Below are 17,408 nucleotides of genomic sequence, written 5' to 3' on the forward strand. Positions count from 1 at the left end.
GGAGCGAAAATTGGCGACTAATCCACAACTTGCTAAAAGTGCAGCGGCCGGTTTCCCTTGGGGACGGCTCTGGTTTTTGCTTGGCGCATTGGTGGTTTATCGTATCGGTGCTCACGTCCCGGTTCCCGGGATTGACCCGACACAATTAGCCTCGCTGTTCAAGGAGCACGAAGGCGGCGTCCTGGGCATGTTCAACATGTTCTCGGGCGGTGCCTTGTCTCGTTTTACAGTGTTTGCGCTGGGTATCATGCCTTATATCTCGGCCTCGATCATCATGCAATTGCTGTCGATCGTGTCACCGCAGATGGAAGCGTTGAAAAAAGAAGGCGAAGCAGGTCGTCGCAAGATCACCCAGTACACCCGGTATTTCACGGTTGCCCTGGCACTGTTCCAAGCGTTGGGCATTGCAGTCGCACTGGAGTCGCAAGCTGGTCTGGTGTTGGAACCTGGTCTTGCATTCCGCTTCGTGACGGTCGTCACTTTGTTGACCGGAACAATGTTTTTGATGTGGTTGGGTGAGCAAATTACCGAGCGTGGCTTGGGGAATGGCATCTCGATCATCATTTTTGCCGGGATTGCAGCAGGTCTGCCGTCGGCGTTGGGTGGCTTGTTCACTCAGGTGTCGAATGGTTCGATCGGCAGCTTCAGCGCGATTTTCATCGTGATTCTGGTAGCACTGGTAACGTACTTCGTTGTATTCGTCGAACGCGGTCAGCGCAAAATATTGGTCAATTACGCGAAGCGCCAGGTAGGCAACAAGATTTATGGCGGTCAAACCAGCCATTTGCCGTTGAAGCTGAACATGGCCGGCGTGATCCCGCCGATCTTTGCTTCTTCGATCATCTTGTTTCCGGCCACTATCGTGGACTGGTTTTCAAAGGGCGCCGACAACGCTAACCCTGCGGTGCGGTTCTTGAAAGATTTGGCAGCATCGATGGGGCCTGGTGAGCCTATCCATGCGCTGTTGTACGCAGTGGCGATCGTGTTTTTCTGTTTCTTCTATACAGCGTTGGTGTTTAACAGCAAAGAAACAGCGGATAACTTGAAGAAAAGCGGTGCGTTCATTCCCGGGATCCGTCCAGGCGAGCAGACAGCCCGTTACATCGACAAGATCCTGACACGCTTGACACTTGCCGGCGCAGTCTACATCACCCTGGTGTGTTTATTGCCGGAATTTATGCAAGCCCAGTGGAAAGTACCATTCTATTTCGGCGGTACTTCTTTATTGATTATTGTAGTTGTGACCATGGATTTCATGGCGCAAGTACAGAACTACGTGATGTCGCAGCAATATGATTCGCTGCTGCGCAAAGCAAATTTCAAGGGCGGAATTCCGACGCGTTAAGCGCGGTAAACATACCGAATGGCAAAAGACGACGTCATACAGATGCAGGGCGAGATTCTTGAGAATCTCCCAAATGCAACATTTCGAGTGAAGCTGGAGAACGGACACGTGGTGCTCGGGCATATTTCAGGTAAAATGCGGATGAACTATATTCGCATTCTCCCTGGAGACAAGGTGACGGTGGAGTTAACGCCGTACGACCTGAGCCGAGCCCGCATTGTGTTCCGTACCAAGTAACACACTGAATCAAACCAAAGAAGCGAAAGAAAGAGCCCAAAAATGAAAGTTCTCGCATCAGTCAAGCGGATCTGCCGCAACTGCAAGATCATCAAGCGCAAAGGCGTAGTCCGCGTAATCTGCGTGGAACCACGTCACAAGCAGCGTCAAGGTTAATCGAGGAATAACAAATGGCACGTATTGCAGGGGTTAATATCCCAAATCATCAGCATACCGTTATCGGCCTGACAGCCATCTACGGTGTTGGCCGTCCACGCGCAGAGAAAATCTGTGCATCGACCGGTGTAGCAACCAACAAAAAGATCAAAGATCTGGATGACAGCGAACTGGAAAAACTGCGCGATGAAGTAGGTAAATTCATCGTCGAAGGCGATCTGCGTCGTGAACTGTCCATGAACATCAAGCGTTTGATGGATCTGGGTTGCTACCGCGGCATGCGTCATCGCAAGGGTCTGCCTTGCCGTGGCCAGCGTACGCGTACGAACGCACGTACCCGCAAGGGACCGCGTAAAGCCGCTCAATCGCTGAAAAAATAATCCGCTAGGGAATAATTATGGCTAAGTCGCAAAATAACGCCGCATCAGCACGCGTGCGTAAAAAGGTTAAAAAGAACGTCGCTGAAGGCATTGCACATGTCCACGCTTCGTTCAATAACACCATCATTACCATCACCGATCGTCAAGGTAATGCCTTGTCGTGGGCTACCTCCGGCGGTGCAGGCTTCAAGGGTTCGCGTAAATCGACCCCGTTCGCAGCGCAGGTCGCCGCGGAAGCCGCTGGTAAAGTGGCTGTTGAGTGTGGCGTCAAGAACCTGGAAGTACGTATCAAGGGCCCAGGTCCTGGTCGTGAATCCGCTGTTCGCGCGCTGAACAACCTGGGCATCAAGATCACCGAGATCCAGGACGTGACGCCGGTACCGCACAACGGTTGCCGTCCACCGAAACGCCGTCGTATCTAAGATAGTGTTGCAGAGGGCGCTTCGGCGCCAGCTGCTTTGTTATCTGTTGTAACTCAGTACAGTTGTGTGAAATCGCTGGAGCAGTGAGCCGGAAACGGTTATACTGCCCGGCTGTTCTTGCCTGTCAAATTCCATTTGGCGGGTTTTTCGTTTTCAGCCACCGTCTGATTGAAGCTGAGTCAGACTAGCGCCTAACCGCAGCAGCGTGTTTGATCATGCATGTGGCTGGGGCGTTATCATTAAAAAAAGGAAGCATCGTGGCACGTTATATCGGACCTAAAGCAAAACTCTCCCGCCGTGAAGGTACTGACCTGTTCCTGAAGAGCGCACGTCGCTCGCTCGACAGCAAGTGCAAACTGGACGTCAAACCAGGCCAGCACGGTGTCAAATCCGGCGCCCGCACCTCGGACTACGGTAACCAACTGCGCGAAAAGCAAAAAGTAAAACGCATGTACGGCGTGCTGGAACGTCAATTCCGCCGCTACTTCGCTGAAGCAGACCGTCGTAAAGGCAACACCGGCGAAACGCTGTTGAAGTTGCTGGAAACGCGTCTGGACAACGTTTGCTACCGCATGGGCTTTGGTTCGACCCGCGCTGAAGCGCGTCAATTGGTCAGCCACAAAGCGTTCACCGTGAACGGTATCGTTGTCAACATCGCTTCGTACGCGGTCAAAGTTGGCGACATCGTTGCTGTTCGTGAAAAATCGAAAAAGCAAGTGCGTATCGTTGAAGCACTGTCGCTGGCTGAACAAGTTGGTATGCCTAGCTGGGTTTCGGTTGATGCCAAGAAAATGGAAGGCACCTTCAAGTCCCTGCCAGAGCGTAACGAAATCGCTAACGACGTCAACGAATCGCTGATCGTCGAGCTGTACTCGCGTTAATAGTAGTTAGCACCATCACCGCCCACTCGATCGAGTGGGCGTTTTACTAATGCCATCAGCCTTATCGGTGTAATGAGCCGAGGGTATTGAAAAGGACATTTCATGCAAAACAGTTTGTTGAAGCCACGTATTATCGATGTTGAAGCTCTCGGTGCAGGTCACGCCAAAGTCGTGATGGAACCGTTCGAGCGCGGCTATGGCCACACATTGGGTAACGCGTTGCGCCGCGTCTTGCTGTCGTCGATGGTAGGCTACGCGCCGACCGAAGTGACGATCGCCGGCGTCGTCCACGAATATTCCTCCCTCGATGGCGTGCAAGAAGACGTCGTCGATCTGTTGCTGAACTTGAAGGGTGTGGTTTTCAAAGTCCACAACCGCGATTCGGTAACCCTGACCCTGAAAAAAGAAGGCGAAGGCGCGATCCTGGCCTCCGACATCGACCTGCCGCATGACGTCGAACTGATCAACCCTGACCACGTGATCGCCCACCTGACCGCTGGTGGCAAGCTGGACATGCAGATCAAGGTTGAAAAAGGCCGCGGCTACGTTCCTGGTAACGTGCGTCGCCTGTCGGAAGACACGAACAAGACCATCGGCCGCATCATCCTGGACGCGTCGTTCTCGCCAGTGCGCCGTGTATCGTACTTCGTTGAATCGGCTCGCGTCGAACAGCGTACCGACTTGGACAAGCTGATCATCAACATCGAAACCAACGGCGTGATCTCGCCGGAAGAAGCGATCCGCCAGTCGGCCCGCGTTCTGGTGGATCAGTTGAATGTGTTCGCTGCCCTGGAAGGCACGGAAGCTGCCGCCGAAGCGCCATCGCGCGCTCCGCTGGTCGATCCTATCCTGTTGCGTCCAGTCGACGACCTGGAGTTGACCGTGCGTTCGGCGAACTGCCTGAAAGCGGAAAACATCTACTACATCGGCGACCTGATCCAACGTTCGGAAAACGAACTGCTGAAAACGCCAAATCTGGGCCGCAAGTCCCTGAACGAAATCAAGGAAGTGCTGGCATCGCGCGGCTTGACCTTGGGCATGAAGCTGGAAAACTGGCCGCCTGCAGGCCTGGAAAAGTAATTCGTTTTGTAGCAAACTGCCTGGGACAGGTGTCCCAGGCTTTTATTTTGAAGCACCAAACCGGCCCGCGATGTTGCACTAGCTTCATCGATCGAAGAGCTGGAATTTAAACACTCACCGAAAGGATTTATCATGCGTCACGGTCACGGCCTCCGTAAACTGAATCGTACCTCGTCCCACCGTCTGGCAATGCTGCGCAACATGACAGTATCGCTGCTGCGTCACGAAGCGATCAAAACCACCCTGCCAAAAGCAAAAGAACTGCGCCGCGTTGTCGAGCCAATTCTGACCTTGGGCAAAACTGACTGCCTGGCAAACAAGCGTCTGGCCTTCAACCGCCTGCGCGATCGTGAAATGGTCTTGAAGCTGTTCGCTGAACTGGGCCCACGTTACGCCAACCGTAACGGCGGCTATGTGCGCATCCTGAAAATGGGTTTCCGCGTAGGCGATAACGCTCCTATGGCGTTCGTCGAACTGATGGATCGTCCAGACACGACCGAAGCAGTTGAAATCGCTGGCGAGTAATCCCGCCAGTTGTATCTGAGAAAGCCAGGCCTAGCCTGGCTTTTTTGTTTTCTGCTGCAGTCATTCTTACCGCAGTGTACTATTCTCCTTTCGCGCCGGCCCGGCACAAGCGCTGCCTGCTCCGCGCGTCCTCTGTCGAATGGTCGAAAAGGTAGTTCATGTCCCGTCTCCTCTCCAGCGCCACTGCGCGCGCCGCGCCACGCCATCCTTTGCTCACCTGGTTTGCTGCCTGTTGCTTCCTGTTGATCGCCGTTTTTGGCACCGGCCATGCCCGCGCCGACGATGAATTCCTCGATCCCGAGCTGGCTTTCAAATTTTCCGCCCGCATGCAGGATCCTTCCACCATCGCCGTCACCTATGTGATTGCCGATGGTTACTATATGTACCATGAGCGCTTCAAGTTCGAGGCCGTGGGCGCCAAGCTGGGCACGCCTGTGTATCCGGCTGGCAAGGTCAAGTTCGATGAGACCTTCCAGAAGAACGTGGAAACGTTCCGCAAGACGCTCACCATCACCATTCCCGTGCAGGCCGTTGGCGCGTTTACCCTGAAGGCGACGGGACAGGGCTGCTCCGACAAGGGCCTGTGCTATGCACCGCAGGATGCCACGGCCCAGCTGGTGGGCGGTGGTGGCGGCCAGAGCATGGCGCCGGGCGGCGTGGCGTCGAAGTTTGCCTTGCCGGCCGCGCCGGCAGTCGACACGGCGGCCGTCAACGGGCCGCAGGCGCAAGCGTCGCCTGGCGTATCCGTGCTGAGCATTCCCCAGGCGGACATCACCAGCACGCCCGAGCCGGTAGCGGCGGCCCCCGTGGCGGCAAGTTCCGCGCCTGCGCAAAGCGAGATGGGCAAGATCGAAGCGGCACTGAAGGGCGGCAAGCTGCTGGTCATCGTGCCCCTGTTCATGTTGCTGGGCCTGGGCCTGGCGTTCACCCCATGCGTGCTGCCGATGGTGCCGATTTTGTCGTCGATCATCATCGGCGATGGCGCCAAGGTCAGCCGTTCGCGTGGCTTGCTGCTGTCGCTGACGTACGCGCTGGGCATGGCCATCGTCTATACGGCGCTGGGCGTCGCGGCCGGGCTGGCGGGCGAAGGCTTGGCGGCCCAACTGCAAAATCCGTGGGTGCTGGGCTTTTTCGCCTTGCTGATGGCGGGCCTGGCGCTGTCGATGTTCGGTTTTTATGAGCTGCAAGTGCCGGCTTTCCTGCAAGGCAAGCTGACGTCCGTGTCGAACCAGCAATCGTCGGGCCGCCTGGCGGGCGTATTCGTCATGGGCGCCATTTCCGCGCTGATCGTGGGGCCATGCGTGGCCGCGCCGCTGGCCGGTGCCTTGCTGTATATCAGCCAGACGCGCGACGTCGTCATCGGCGGCAGCGCTTTATTTGCCATGGCGGTGGGCATGAGCGTGCCGTTGCTGTTGGTGGGCGTCTCGGCCGGCACCTTGCTGCCGCGCGCCGGCGCCTGGATGGATGCCGTCAAGCGCTTCTTTGGCGTGCTGCAGCTGGGCGTGGCCTGGTGGCTGGTGTCGCCCGTGCTGCCGGGCGCCGTGCAGATGCTGGGCTGGACGGTGCTGTTCGTCGGTTACGGCATGTATCTGCTGGTGGGCAAGAGCGGTGCGAAGCACGCCTGGGTCGCCAAGGCCTTCGGCCTGGTGTTTGCCGTGCTGGGTGCGATGCAACTGGTGGGCGTGGCCAGCGGTGGCCGCGACCCGCTGGCGCCGCTGGCGCACCTGGGCGGTGGCCAGGTGCACGCGCAACCTTTTACACGTGTAAAGACCGTGGCGCAGCTCGACGCGGCGCTGGCCCAGCTGGGTGGCAAGCCAGCCTTGCTGGACTTTTATGCGGACTGGTGCGTGTCGTGCATCGAGATGGAAAAACTGACCTTTGTCGATCCTGCCGTGCGCGAGAAGATGGGGCAAGCCGTGCTGCTGCAAGTGGACGTGACGGCCAATGATGCGGACGACAAGGCCATGCTGAAACGTTTTCAGCTGTTCGGGCCGCCTGGCATCATCATGTTCAACCCGCAGGGGCAGGAGATCGCCCAGTCGCGCGTGATCGGCTTCCAGAATGCTGCCACTTTCCTGACCTCCCTGCGCAAGCTGGAGGAGTAGGTCGGGTTAGCCCGCCAGGGCGTAACCCGACACCACCGCACACGTCAACGTTGTCGGATTACGGTCCTGCGGACCTAATCCGACCTACCCAGCTTTGGGATGCTCTTGCATGCCATGGTGGCCACCACGATGGCCGCCGTGCTTGCCGCCCGGCACGCTGTCATCAAACACTTTCTTTTGCTCCGGCGTCAGCACGGCATAAAAGGTTTTCAGCGAGGCCAAACGGCTTTCCTGGCTGGCGATGCGTTCCTTCGACATGGCGATCCACTGCTCCATGCGCTCCGGCGCCGACAGCTTGGCCATCGCTTCGCGCTTGGCTTTCCAGTCGCCCATCGGTTTTTTCGGCGCATTGGCGGCCGTGAAAGTGGCCCAGGCCGGTTCCTGCGCGGCTGTCAGCTTCAGCTTGTCGTGCAGACGGGCCTGGTACTTGGCCATGCGTTCGGCCGGGTTGCCACCGCGGTGCGGGCCGCGTTGGCCATCATGTTGCATTTTGGTGCTGGCGGCAGGCGCGCTGGCGGCCGCTTCCTGGGCGTGGACGGTCAGCGATGCCGCACCCATGCCGAGTACGCTCATGGCGATGATCAAATTCTTGCGCAAGGTTGTCATTGAGGCGTTCATCTGGATTCCTTTGTAAAAGATGAGGGATGTACATGTTGCTGCACATGAATCCATGGTGGACGCTCCATGTTTCCCCGAAGTGTCCGCTGCCAGACAGTTTGTATCTATATGTTTCTTCGGGTCTCCTATATACAAGACGATACAAATGCGCTGTGCAAGGGCGGGGGAAGTGGGGATAATTCGTAGCATGGAACCCACTTCTACAATTCTCATCGTCGACGATGACCGCGACATCCGCAGCTTGCTGGCGGATTACCTGGAAACGAACGCTTACCGCACCCTGGGCGCGGCAGATGGCACGGCCATGTGGAAGATTCTCGATGAAACGCGGCCCGACCTGATCGTGCTCGATTTGAACCTGCCTGGCGACGACGGCCTGACCTTGTGCCGCAAGCTGCGTGCCCAATCGACTGTGCCGGTGATCATGTTGACGGCGCGCAATGAGCCGCTGGACCGCATCCTGGGCCTGGAAATGGGCGCCGACGATTACTTGCCGAAACCGTTCGAGCCCCGCGAATTGCTGGCGCGCATACGCAGCGTGCTGCGCCGCAGCCATGCCATGCCGTCGAACGTGCCCTCGGACAAGGCGCAGCAAATCCGCTTTTCCGGCTGGACCCTGGACCTCACGGCGCGCCACCTGCTCAATCCCACGGGCCTGGTGATCATGCTGTCGGGCGCCGAGTTCCGCTTGCTGCGCGTATTCCTGGAACACCCGAACCGCGTGCTCAACCGCGACCAGTTGCTGAACCTGACGCAGGGGCGCGACGCCGACCCGTTCGACCGCTCGATCGATATCCAGATCAGCCGCTTGCGGCAAAAGCTCGGTGAAGATGCCCGTTTGCCGCAAATCATCAAGACCGTGCGCAATGGCGGCTACGTGCTGGCCGGGCAAGTCAACGTGGAGCCGCACGCGTGAAGGCCTTTCTGGGGTCGATGACGGGCAGAGTCTTCATGTTTCTGCTGATCGGCATCGTCGCTTCGGCCGCGCTGACGCAGTGGCTGGCCGTGGGCGAACGCCAGCGCGCCATCGAACAATACCGCGACTATCACGCCGTCGAGCGGGCCGAGCAGCTGGTGATGGCGGCCGACGTGGTGCCGCTGGCCTCGCGCGCCGCTTACCTGAAGGTGGCCAACAAGGGCAGCGTGCGCCTGGAATTGCGTCCCGACACGGAACATAAGCCCGGTATGCCGACGGAATTTTCCAGCGCCCTGCAAGCCAAGCTGGGCGAGGGTTTCAAGGTCAGCGCGCTGGCCGAACGCCCGGAAGCCTGCGTCAAGCCGCGCCAGTCGCCGGGCATGTTCGGCGCCAAGCCTTGGGGCGGCACCTGCGAAAACCTCGACGTGCGCATGCAGGATGGCCACGTGCTGCGCCTGATGGTCTTGCCGCCGCGCCAGCAGCCGCCGTTCAATGAACATAATGACTGGATGACTCTGCTGCCTTTCCTGATCAGCATCGCCATCCTCGCTTACCTGGTCACGCGCATGACCATGCGCCCTCTGAAACAGCTGGCGCAGGCGGCGAAAGACCTGGGCAACGACATCAACCATCCGCCGCTGACCCTGTCGGGCGCCAGCGAGATCCGCCAGGCCAGCGCCGCCTTCAATGCCATGCAGGCGCGCATACGCCAGCATATTTCCCAGCGTACACAAATGCTGGCGGCCATCACGCACGACTTGCAAACGCCGCTGACGCGCCTGCGCCTGCGCCTGGAAAAGGTGGCCGATACGGAGTTGTATGAGCGCCTGGTGGGCGACCTGTCGGCCATGCAGAGCATGGTCAAGGAAGGGTTGGACCTGGCCCGTTCGATGGATAGCACGGAAGCGATGCAGGCGCTCGATCTCGATTCCCTGCTCGACAGCGTCTGCTCCGACGCGGCCGATGCCGGCCAGAACGTGACCCTGGCCGGGCAGGCCAGCATGGCCTTGATGGGCCGGCCCATCGCCATGCGGCGTTGCCTGGTGAACTTGATCGACAATGCCGTCAAATATGGCCAGTATGCGCAGGTGACGGTCGAGCGCATCGCCGGCGCGGCGCGCATCCGCATCCGCGACGGCGGGCCGGGTATTGCGCCAGATCAACTGGCCAAAGTGTTCGAACCGTTTTATCGTATCGAAACCTCGCGTTCGCGCGAATCGGGTGGCACGGGCCTGGGCCTGACCATCGCGCGCAACATCGCCGAGCAGCATGGCGCCACGGTTTCACTGCTGAATCATGTCGACGGTGGACTGGAAGTCACCCTGATCGTGCCAGAGTATTACGCGGGAAAGTGAGCATTTCCGTGCGACAATATTGGGCTTTACGCCCCCTGGCAACTACCTTCAACCTGCGGCCCTGCGCTGCAACAGCGTGACAGAACAATGAAAAAGACTAGCCTGGCAATCCTCGTGGGTGCGGCCCTGTGTATCGGTGGCGGCATCTGGTATTTCAATCATCAGTCGGGCAAAGCGGCCGGTGGGCAGGATGGCAAAGGGGGCAAGGGCGGACAGGGACCGACCACCGTGAGCGTGATCGCGCCCGTGCGCCAGGATGTGCCGATGCTGCTGCAAGCCAATGGCAGCGTGACGCCCATCAGCAGCGTCGACCTGCATCCACAGACGACCAGTACGATCACCAAGGTGCACATCCGCGAAGGCCAGTTCGTCAAACAGGGCGAACTGATGTTTACGCTGGACGCCCGCAGCGAGCACGCGAATGTCGACAAGGCGCAGGCGCAAGTATTGCGTGACCGCGCCTCGGTGCTGGACCTCGAACGCCAGCTCAAACGCAGCCAGGATTTGCTGAGCAAGAACTTCATCGCCCAGGGCGCCGTGGATACCCTGCAAAGCCAGCTCGATGCGGCACGCGCCTTGCTGGCCGCCGACCAGGCCGCCTTGCGCGCCGCCCAGGTCGATTCCAGCTACACCGTCCTGCGCGCGCCGCAGGGGGGCCGCGTGGGCGCCATCAATGTGTACGCGGGCAGCCTGGTGCAGCCGACTACTTCGCTCACCAGCATCACCCAGCTCGACCCGATCGATGTGGTCTTCACCTTGCCGGAAAGCAGTCTGTCGGGCTTGCTGGCGGCGCAGAAGGCGGGCGAGGTGGCGGTCAAGGCGCTGCTGGCCGATGCCGGCGGCAAGCAGCTCGACGGTAAACTGAGTTTCATCGACAATGCCGTCGATCCCGCCACGGGCGTGATCAAGGTCAAGGCCCGTTTCAACAATGGCGGTACCGACCTGTGGCCTGGCCAGTATGTGAATACGCAGCTGACGGTGCGCACGCTCAAGGATGCGCTGGTCATCCCGCAAAACGCCATCATCACCAATACCACGGGCATCTTCGTGTATTCGATGGAAGCCGATCATACGGCCAAGGTGCGCAAGATTGCCCGCGTGTATGCGTTCGGCCCGAATGCCGTCGTCACCGGATTGACCGGCGACGAGCAAGTCATCGTCGACGGCAAGCAGAACCTGCGTCCTGGTGGCAAGGTGCGCCTGGCGGAAAAACACAAGGCCGCCGATGGCGCTGCCGCACCGCAGGGCAAGCCAGCATGAACCTGTCCGAACTGAGCATCCGCCGCCCCGTCATGGTGGTGCTGCTGTCCCTCTCCATCATCCTGGCCGGCGTGCTGGCGTATGGCCACATTCCCGTGGCGGCCTTGCCGAGCTATAACACGCCCGTCATCAACGTCAGCGCCGACCTGGCCGGCGCCAGCCCCGAGACCATGGCGTCTTCCGTGGCCTTGCCGCTGGAAAAGCAGTTTTCCACGATTGCCGGCCTGAGCCTGATCACCTCGACGAGTACCCTGGGCAATACGTCGCTGACCCTGGAGTTTGACGCCAGCATCAATGTGAACGAGGCCGCCGTCGACGTGCAGGCGGCCCTGCTGCGCGCGCAGCGCCAGTTGCCGACGGAAATGACGGACTTGCCGTCCTACCGCAAAGTCAATCCGGCCGATGCGCCGGTGCTGTTCATCCAGATGACGTCGCCATCGCTGAACTTGTCGGATCTGAATGATTATGCGGAAAACCTGATTGCGCCCAGCCTGTCGACCTTGCCTGGCGTGGCCCAGGTCAGCGTGAATGGCCAGAAACGCTTCGCCGTGCGCGTGCGTGCCCGTGCCGACCTGATGAACGCGCGCAACCTGACGATGGACGAGCTGGCCCAGGCCCTGCGCGCCTCGAACACGAATTCGCCGCTGGGCATCCTCGACGGCCCCAGCCAGACGCTGACCATCCAGGGCAACCCGCAGATGATGAAGGCGGCCGATTTTGCCGAACTCATCGTCGCCACGCGCAATGGCCAGCCCGTGCGGCTGAAGGAAGTGGCCGAAGTGGAAGATAGTTTCCAGTCAACCAAGACGGCTGGCAGTTTCAATGGCGAGCGCTCGATCACCTTGCTGGTGCAGCGCCAACCGGATGCGAACACGGTGCAAGTGGTCGATGCCGTGCGCAAACTCTTGCCAGGTTTCAAGGCGCAATTGCCTGCCTCCATCCAGATCAGCCTGGTCAACGACCGTTCCGTCTCGATCCGCGAAGCGATCCACGATGTCAATCTGACCCTGGCCCTGACGGTGATCCTGGTGGTGCTGGTGATCTTTTTGTTCCTGCACCGCGCGGCCGCCACTTTCATTCCGGCCGTCACCATGCCCATTTCCCTGCTCGGTGCGCTGGCCCTGCTGTACTGGCTTGGCTACAGCCTCGACAATATCTCCCTGCTGGGCATCACCCTGGCCGTGGGCCTGGTGGTCGACGATGCCATCGTGGTGCTGGAAAATATCGTGCGCCATATCGAGATGGGCAAGAAACCGATCCAGGCGGCTCTGGTGGGCGCCAAGGAAATGGGTTTCACCATTATTTCGATTTCTGTCTCGCTGGTGGCCGTGTTCATCCCCATCTTCTTCATGCCGGGCGTGATCGGCTTGCTGTTCCACGAGTTTGCCGTCGTCGTCTCGCTGTCCATCCTCGTCTCGGCCATCGTGTCGCTGACCCTGGTGCCGATGCTGGCCAGCCGCTTCCTGCCGGCCGACTCGCGCGAACACAATGACAGCGACCCCACGCATGGCGAAAAGTCCTTCATCGGCCGCCACTTCGAGGCGGGGTTCACGAAGTTGCGCAACGGATATGTGCATCTGCTCGACAAGGCCCTGGCGCACCGCAACGTGGTGCTGTTCATCGCAGTGTGTACCTTTGCGCTGACGGTGCTGCTGTACGCGACCATTCCGAAGGGTTTCTTCCCCGAGGAAGACCTGGGCCAGATCCAGGTGAATACGGAAGCGTCGGAGGATATTTCCTCGGCGGCATTGCAGGACTTGCAAGCGCGCGTGGCGGCCGTACTCAAGGCGGACCCCAGCGTGCAGGATGTGACCTCGTTCGTCGGCGGCGGCAACACGGGCCGCATGTTCATGGTGCTGAAACCGCGCAGCGAACGGCCGAAAATGCCCGTGGTCCTGGAAAACCTGCGCCGCGCGACGAGTACCGTGCCCGGCATGGCCGTGTATTTCCGTCCCGTGCAAAACTTGCAGCTGGGCGGACGCCAGAGCAAGAGCCGCTACCAGTACACCTTGCAAAGCGTCAGTCCCGATGCCTTGAATGACTGGGCGGAAAAGTTTATTGCTGGCATGCGCGCCGATCCCGCGTTCCGCGACGTCACCAGCGATTCGCAGATCAAGGGCTTGCAGGCGTCCCTGCGGATCGACCGCGACAAGGCCAATCTGCTGGGTGTGCAAATGTCCGATATCCGCACGGCCCTGTACAGCACCTTTGGCGAGCGGCAAGTGTCGACCATTTATTCGTCGGCAGCGAGCTATTACGTGATCCTGGAAGCGGCCACGGCGGATCGCCAGTATGACGATGCGCTGACGCGCGTGTCCGTGCGCAGCAAGTCGGGCGAACTGGTGAAACTGTCGAGTATTGCCTACGTGGAACGCACGATTGGCCCCACGTCCGTGAATCACCAGGGGCAGTTGCAGGCCGTGACGATCTCCTTTAACCTGGCACCGGACGTGCCGCTGGGTGTCGCCACGGGCAAGATCGACGTGATGGGCAAGGACATGAGCTTGCCGGCCTCCATCATCACGCGCTACGGCGGCGACGCGGCCGTGTTCCAGGATTCCCAGTCCAGCCAGATCATCCTCATCATCGCCGCGCTGGCCGTGATCTATGTGCTGCTCGGCGTGCTGTATGAAAGCTACATCCACCCGCTGACCATCCTGGCCGGCTTGCCGTCGGCGGCTGTGGGGGCGCTGTTGACCTTGCGCCTGTTCGGCATGGACCTGACCATGATCGCCATCATCGGTATCTTGATGCTGATCGGTATCGTCAAGAAAAACGCCATCATGATGATCGACTTTGCCCTGCATGCGCAGCGCAACGAGGGTATGAGCCCGCCTGAAGCCATCCGCCAGGCCTGCATCCTGCGTTTCCGTCCCATCATGATGACGTCGGCGGCGGCCTTGATGGGCGCCTTGCCGATCGCCCTGGGCCTGGGCGCCGGTGCCGAGCTGCGCCAGCCGCTGGGTCTGGCCGTGGTCGGCGGATTGCTGTTTTCGCAAGTGATTACCCTGTTCATCACCCCCGTCATCTATTTATTCCTGGATAAGTACAGCGGCACGGGGCCGGTGACGGACGAGCAACTGGTGGCACTCGACAACAAGGCTTGAGCGCTTGCGTTGCCCGCTGCCCTTTGAGCCGTTGACCCGTGACCGGCGCCCCATTCCTGCGTGAATGGGGCGCCGGTTTTGTATGGGTAGTGATACATACGGTAACAACCGTCAAGAGACGGCTCGGGTACTCTGGTCAGCGCTGCAAGGAATGTCGCTATCCTGTACGCTTCGGGTTGGAAAGGCCGAGGAAGTGTTCCCAAAAGCAAGGGACTCTGGCACTATGGCTGCCCTGTAATGTTATTTCTTCGCTACACAGAAAGCACGATTCATTTTGCATGACACGACCCATTTGTTGGCTGCCGATTCCGATGTTTGCCCCACCTGCGGGCAAGTGATCCAGCCACTGCCGGCCTACGGGTCCAAGACCAGCACCACGCGCAAGGTTGCGCTCGGCGTGTCCGTCTTGCTGCACGTGCTGCTGGCGGCGTATGCATTGTTTCGCAGCGACACGATTGAAAAGATTCCGCCGCCGAAGAAGGAAAGCGCGATGGTCTACATCGCGCCCCTGAAGGACAAGCCGCAACCGAAGCCGCAGCCGAAACCCACGCCGAAACCGAAGGACACAAAAGTGGCCAAGGTGAAACCGCCGCCGGCCCCGAGCAAGCGCGTGGTGACGAAGGATGTGCCGCGCGACAAGCCAAAATTGGAAACATTCACGCCGCCGCTGGTATCGAAAGTGCCGTTGCCGCCGCCGCCGGCTGAAGACATGAGCTCGATGATCGAGCAGCGCCGCAAGCAGCGTGAGGCGCAGAACCCCACGCCGCCGGCCGAGGAAAGCGAGAACGACCGCGCCATGCGCGTGGCCAAGGCGAATATCGCCGGCGCACAGGGGCGCAATTCGGGCAGCGACCGCGAGGATTCGGGCGGCGTGTTTTCCATCGTCAACCAGACTTCGTTCAGCGCCGAAGTCAAGTTCAAGGGCTGGAATGGCAACTTCAAGCGCAATTGGCTGAAGCAGGAAAAAGTCGAACTGGGTAATGAACCCGATATCGAAACGGCCATCATCAAGAAGATGATCCAGCTGATCCGCGCCGAAAAGCCCGGCGACTTCGTGTGGGAATCGCGGCGCCTGGGGCGCAACGTCAACCTCAGCGCCCGCGTGGAAGACACGGCCGAACTGAGCGCCTTCCTGCGCCAGGAATTCTTTTCGGAGAAGCGGCCAGGGCCGGGACGGCGCTAACATCCAGCGCAATCAAAAAAGGCTGCACCGTGTGAACGGGCAGCCTTTTTTTTACGCAGCGTTGATGTGAATCAAGCCGGTTTGTCGGTTCCCGCTTCCGGTTCGACGTCGTCTTCCATGTCGATCAGTTCGACCATCTGGGCCGCGCCATCTTCGCTGATGCCGGCCAGTTCCATGATCTTGTCATTCGCTTCGTCGATGCCGACGCGCTTCAATGCGGAAAACAGTTGTACGGTGAACGGAAAGCCGATGCCGTCTTCGTCCACATAGCTGTCGAGCTTGGCTTTCGCCTGGCGCAGCGCGTTCACGGATTCATTGCGGTTGAGCTTATCGACTTTGGTCAGGATGCAGTGGATCGGCTTGCCCGTGGGGGCGAACCATTCCAGCATCTGGACGTCCAGGTCGGTGAACGGACGGCGCGAATCCATGATCAGGACCAGGCCCGCCAATTGCTCGCGGCGCTGCACGTAGTCGCCCAGCAGGCGCTGCCAGTGCAATTTGGCCGAGCCCGAGACTTCCGCGTAGCCGTAGCCAGGCAAGTCGACCAGCAGGCATTCGATCTCTTCGACGATGGTGGCATCCTTGCGGTGCTGCGCCACGTGGGCGCCGCCGATGGAGAAGTAGTTGATGTGCTGGGTACGGCCAGGTGTCTTGGAGGCGAACGCCAAGCCTTTCTGATTACACAAGATGTTGATGGCGGTCGATTTACCGGCATTGGAGCGGCCGGCAAAAGCGATTTCCGGCACCGTGGTATCGGGCAGGTCACGCAATTGGTTGACGGTCGTAAAGAAGCGGGCTTGCCAGAGTTTTGACATGGGAGTAGTAAAGCAACAAAATGGAGCGATAAGGGAGCGATAACGCCAAGAAGCTATTGTACAATAAGGGATTGTTAATTGTTGCCGGCGTAGCAGCGATGCGGCTTGCGGCCCTGAAAATAAATCAAAAATCTCAGGAGCGCGGCAATGTCCACCACTAATTTCTCACTGTCTCAGGGTGCCTGAATGAATCGTGCGTTTTCACCGTTGTTCAAATCCATGCTGCTCGCTTTGCTGGCTGTATCGGCAACTGCTTCCGCGGTCGAAGCACCGAAACCGGCCGTCAAGGCCGATGCCGCCAAGGGCGCTACCCTGTACGCCGACGGCGATGCGGCGCGCGGCTTGCCTGCCTGCGTGTCTTGCCATGGTGCGGCCGGCAACTCGACCATCACGGTCAACCCGAAGCTGGCCGGCCAGCACGAAAGCTATATTTACAAGCAACTGGTCGATTTCACCACGCCGGAGCGCAACCAGCCCGTCATGACGACATACGCGAAGATGCTCAGCGACGCTGACAAGAAGAATATCGCCGCTTACCTGGGCGCGCAGTTGTCCAAGCCGGGCGCCGCGAAAAACAAGGATACGATTGACCTGGGCAAGAAAATCTACCGCGGTGGCATTGCTTCCAAGCAAGTTGCTGCCTGCGCCAGCTGTCATGGCGCGACGGGCAATGGTCTTCCCGTCCAGTATCCGCGCATCGCCGGCCAGCACCAGGACTACACGGTGGCTCAGCTGACCATGTTCCGCAGCACCAAGGCTGATGCCCGCAAGAATAGCGCGCAAATGCACACCATCGCCGCCCGCATGTCGGATGACGAGATTGCCGCCGTGGCCGATTACATCGCCGGCCTGAAGTAAGTTTTCATAGTGGCAAGAGATTGCCAAGCGCACCATCGCGCATGAACCAGGGCGGCCGTCTCAACAGGCTGCCCTTTTTTATGGCAGGGGCCAAAACTGGAGTATGCTGCCGCCTTGCGCGCAGAAACTATCTGCTCCATGCCACACTTCTTGAAGATTGCATAT

General features: G+C 59.4%; 17 protein-coding genes. 15 read left to right on the forward strand and 2 right to left on the reverse strand.

The window, feature by feature from the left end:
• The first annotated feature begins 10 nt into the window (after positions 1-10).
• From secY to dsbD, 9 genes are all read left to right on the forward strand, one after another.
• Positions 11-1,345: a preprotein translocase subunit SecY gene (gene secY / locus CNX70_RS03340; RefSeq protein WP_010394438.1), complete on the forward strand. Its 1,335-nt coding sequence runs from the start codon at positions 11-13 to the stop codon at positions 1,343-1,345.
• Between the two features lie 18 nt (positions 1,346-1,363).
• Positions 1,364-1,582 (forward strand): translation initiation factor IF-1, encoded by a 219-nt coding sequence (gene infA, locus CNX70_RS03345; RefSeq protein ID WP_005663428.1) that lies wholly within the window; start codon positions 1,364-1,366, stop codon positions 1,580-1,582.
• Between the two features lie 42 nt (positions 1,583-1,624).
• Complete coding sequence (gene rpmJ, locus CNX70_RS03350) at positions 1,625-1,738, forward strand: 50S ribosomal protein L36 (RefSeq protein ID WP_010394471.1); 114 nt, start codon at positions 1,625-1,627, stop codon at positions 1,736-1,738.
• A 14-nt stretch (positions 1,739-1,752) separates the two neighbouring features.
• Positions 1,753-2,118: a 30S ribosomal protein S13 gene (gene rpsM, locus CNX70_RS03355; RefSeq protein WP_046681666.1), complete on the forward strand. Its 366-nt coding sequence runs from the start codon at positions 1,753-1,755 to the stop codon at positions 2,116-2,118.
• A gap of 17 nt (positions 2,119-2,135) precedes the next feature.
• Positions 2,136-2,540, forward strand: a complete 405-nt coding sequence (gene rpsK / locus CNX70_RS03360; RefSeq protein WP_010394475.1) for a 30S ribosomal protein S11 — start codon at positions 2,136-2,138, stop codon at positions 2,538-2,540.
• A gap of 257 nt (positions 2,541-2,797) precedes the next feature.
• Positions 2,798-3,421, forward strand: coding sequence for a 30S ribosomal protein S4 (rpsD, locus tag CNX70_RS03365; RefSeq protein WP_010394478.1), 624 nt, complete (start codon positions 2,798-2,800; stop codon positions 3,419-3,421).
• A 102-nt stretch (positions 3,422-3,523) separates the two neighbouring features.
• Positions 3,524-4,501, forward strand: coding sequence for a DNA-directed RNA polymerase subunit alpha (locus CNX70_RS03370; protein ID WP_008444343.1), 978 nt, complete (start codon positions 3,524-3,526; stop codon positions 4,499-4,501).
• 132 nt (positions 4,502-4,633) lie between these two features.
• Positions 4,634-5,026 (forward strand): 50S ribosomal protein L17, encoded by a 393-nt coding sequence (rplQ, locus tag CNX70_RS03375; protein ID WP_010394482.1) that lies wholly within the window; start codon positions 4,634-4,636, stop codon positions 5,024-5,026.
• 158 nt (positions 5,027-5,184) lie between these two features.
• Entirely contained in the window at positions 5,185-7,131 is a 1,947-nt protein-coding gene (dsbD, locus tag CNX70_RS03380) for a protein-disulfide reductase DsbD (protein ID WP_096233431.1), read from the forward strand.
• A gap of 84 nt (positions 7,132-7,215) precedes the next feature.
• Here dsbD and CNX70_RS03385 read toward each other — a convergent pair whose 3' ends face one another.
• Positions 7,216-7,749 carry a Spy/CpxP family protein refolding chaperone gene (locus tag CNX70_RS03385; protein ID WP_157750887.1) on the reverse strand — a complete coding sequence of 178 codons (534 nt, stop codon included), beginning with the start codon at positions 7,747-7,749 and terminating at the stop codon, positions 7,216-7,218.
• A 187-nt stretch (positions 7,750-7,936) separates the two neighbouring features.
• Here CNX70_RS03385 and CNX70_RS03390 point away from each other — a divergent pair, with 187 nt between their 5' ends.
• The 5 genes from CNX70_RS03390 to CNX70_RS03410 all read left to right on the forward strand — a co-directional run bounded on the left by CNX70_RS03390 (position 7,937) and on the right by CNX70_RS03410 (position 15,570).
• The gene (locus tag CNX70_RS03390; RefSeq protein WP_035824023.1) at positions 7,937-8,665 is read left to right on the forward strand and encodes a response regulator; all 729 of its coding nucleotides are present in this window, start codon (positions 7,937-7,939) and stop codon (positions 8,663-8,665) included.
• Positions 8,662-10,020: an ATP-binding protein gene (locus CNX70_RS03395; protein WP_096233435.1), complete on the forward strand. Its 1,359-nt coding sequence runs from the start codon at positions 8,662-8,664 to the stop codon at positions 10,018-10,020. The genes CNX70_RS03390 and CNX70_RS03395 overlap by 4 nt, the downstream gene beginning before the upstream one ends.
• Before the next feature lie 87 nt (positions 10,021-10,107).
• Entirely contained in the window at positions 10,108-11,280 is a 1,173-nt protein-coding gene (locus CNX70_RS03400; RefSeq protein ID WP_096233437.1) for an efflux RND transporter periplasmic adaptor subunit, read from the forward strand.
• Complete coding sequence (locus tag CNX70_RS03405; protein WP_096233439.1) at positions 11,277-14,387, forward strand: efflux RND transporter permease subunit; 3,111 nt, start codon at positions 11,277-11,279, stop codon at positions 14,385-14,387. The genes CNX70_RS03400 and CNX70_RS03405 overlap by 4 nt, the downstream gene beginning before the upstream one ends.
• Before the next feature lie 274 nt (positions 14,388-14,661).
• Positions 14,662-15,570 carry a hypothetical protein gene (locus tag CNX70_RS03410; RefSeq protein WP_244199021.1) on the forward strand — a complete coding sequence of 303 codons (909 nt, stop codon included), beginning with the start codon at positions 14,662-14,664 and terminating at the stop codon, positions 15,568-15,570.
• Positions 15,571-15,641: 71 nt separating this feature from the next.
• Here the strand turns inward: CNX70_RS03410 and yihA are convergent, their stop codons facing one another.
• Positions 15,642-16,385 carry a ribosome biogenesis GTP-binding protein YihA/YsxC gene (yihA, locus tag CNX70_RS03415; protein ID WP_096233441.1) on the reverse strand — a complete coding sequence of 248 codons (744 nt, stop codon included), beginning with the start codon at positions 16,383-16,385 and terminating at the stop codon, positions 15,642-15,644.
• A gap of 186 nt (positions 16,386-16,571) precedes the next feature.
• On the opposite strand from yihA, the gene CNX70_RS03420 reads away from it, so the two are divergent.
• Entirely contained in the window at positions 16,572-17,243 is a 672-nt protein-coding gene (locus CNX70_RS03420; protein ID WP_071079760.1) for a c-type cytochrome, read from the forward strand.
• Positions 17,244-17,408 lie beyond the last annotated feature (165 nt).

Origin of the sequence: Janthinobacterium svalbardense (assembly GCF_002327145.1) — a bacterium.
In the GTDB taxonomy this organism is placed as follows: domain Bacteria; phylum Pseudomonadota; class Gammaproteobacteria; order Burkholderiales; family Burkholderiaceae_D; genus Janthinobacterium; species Janthinobacterium tructae.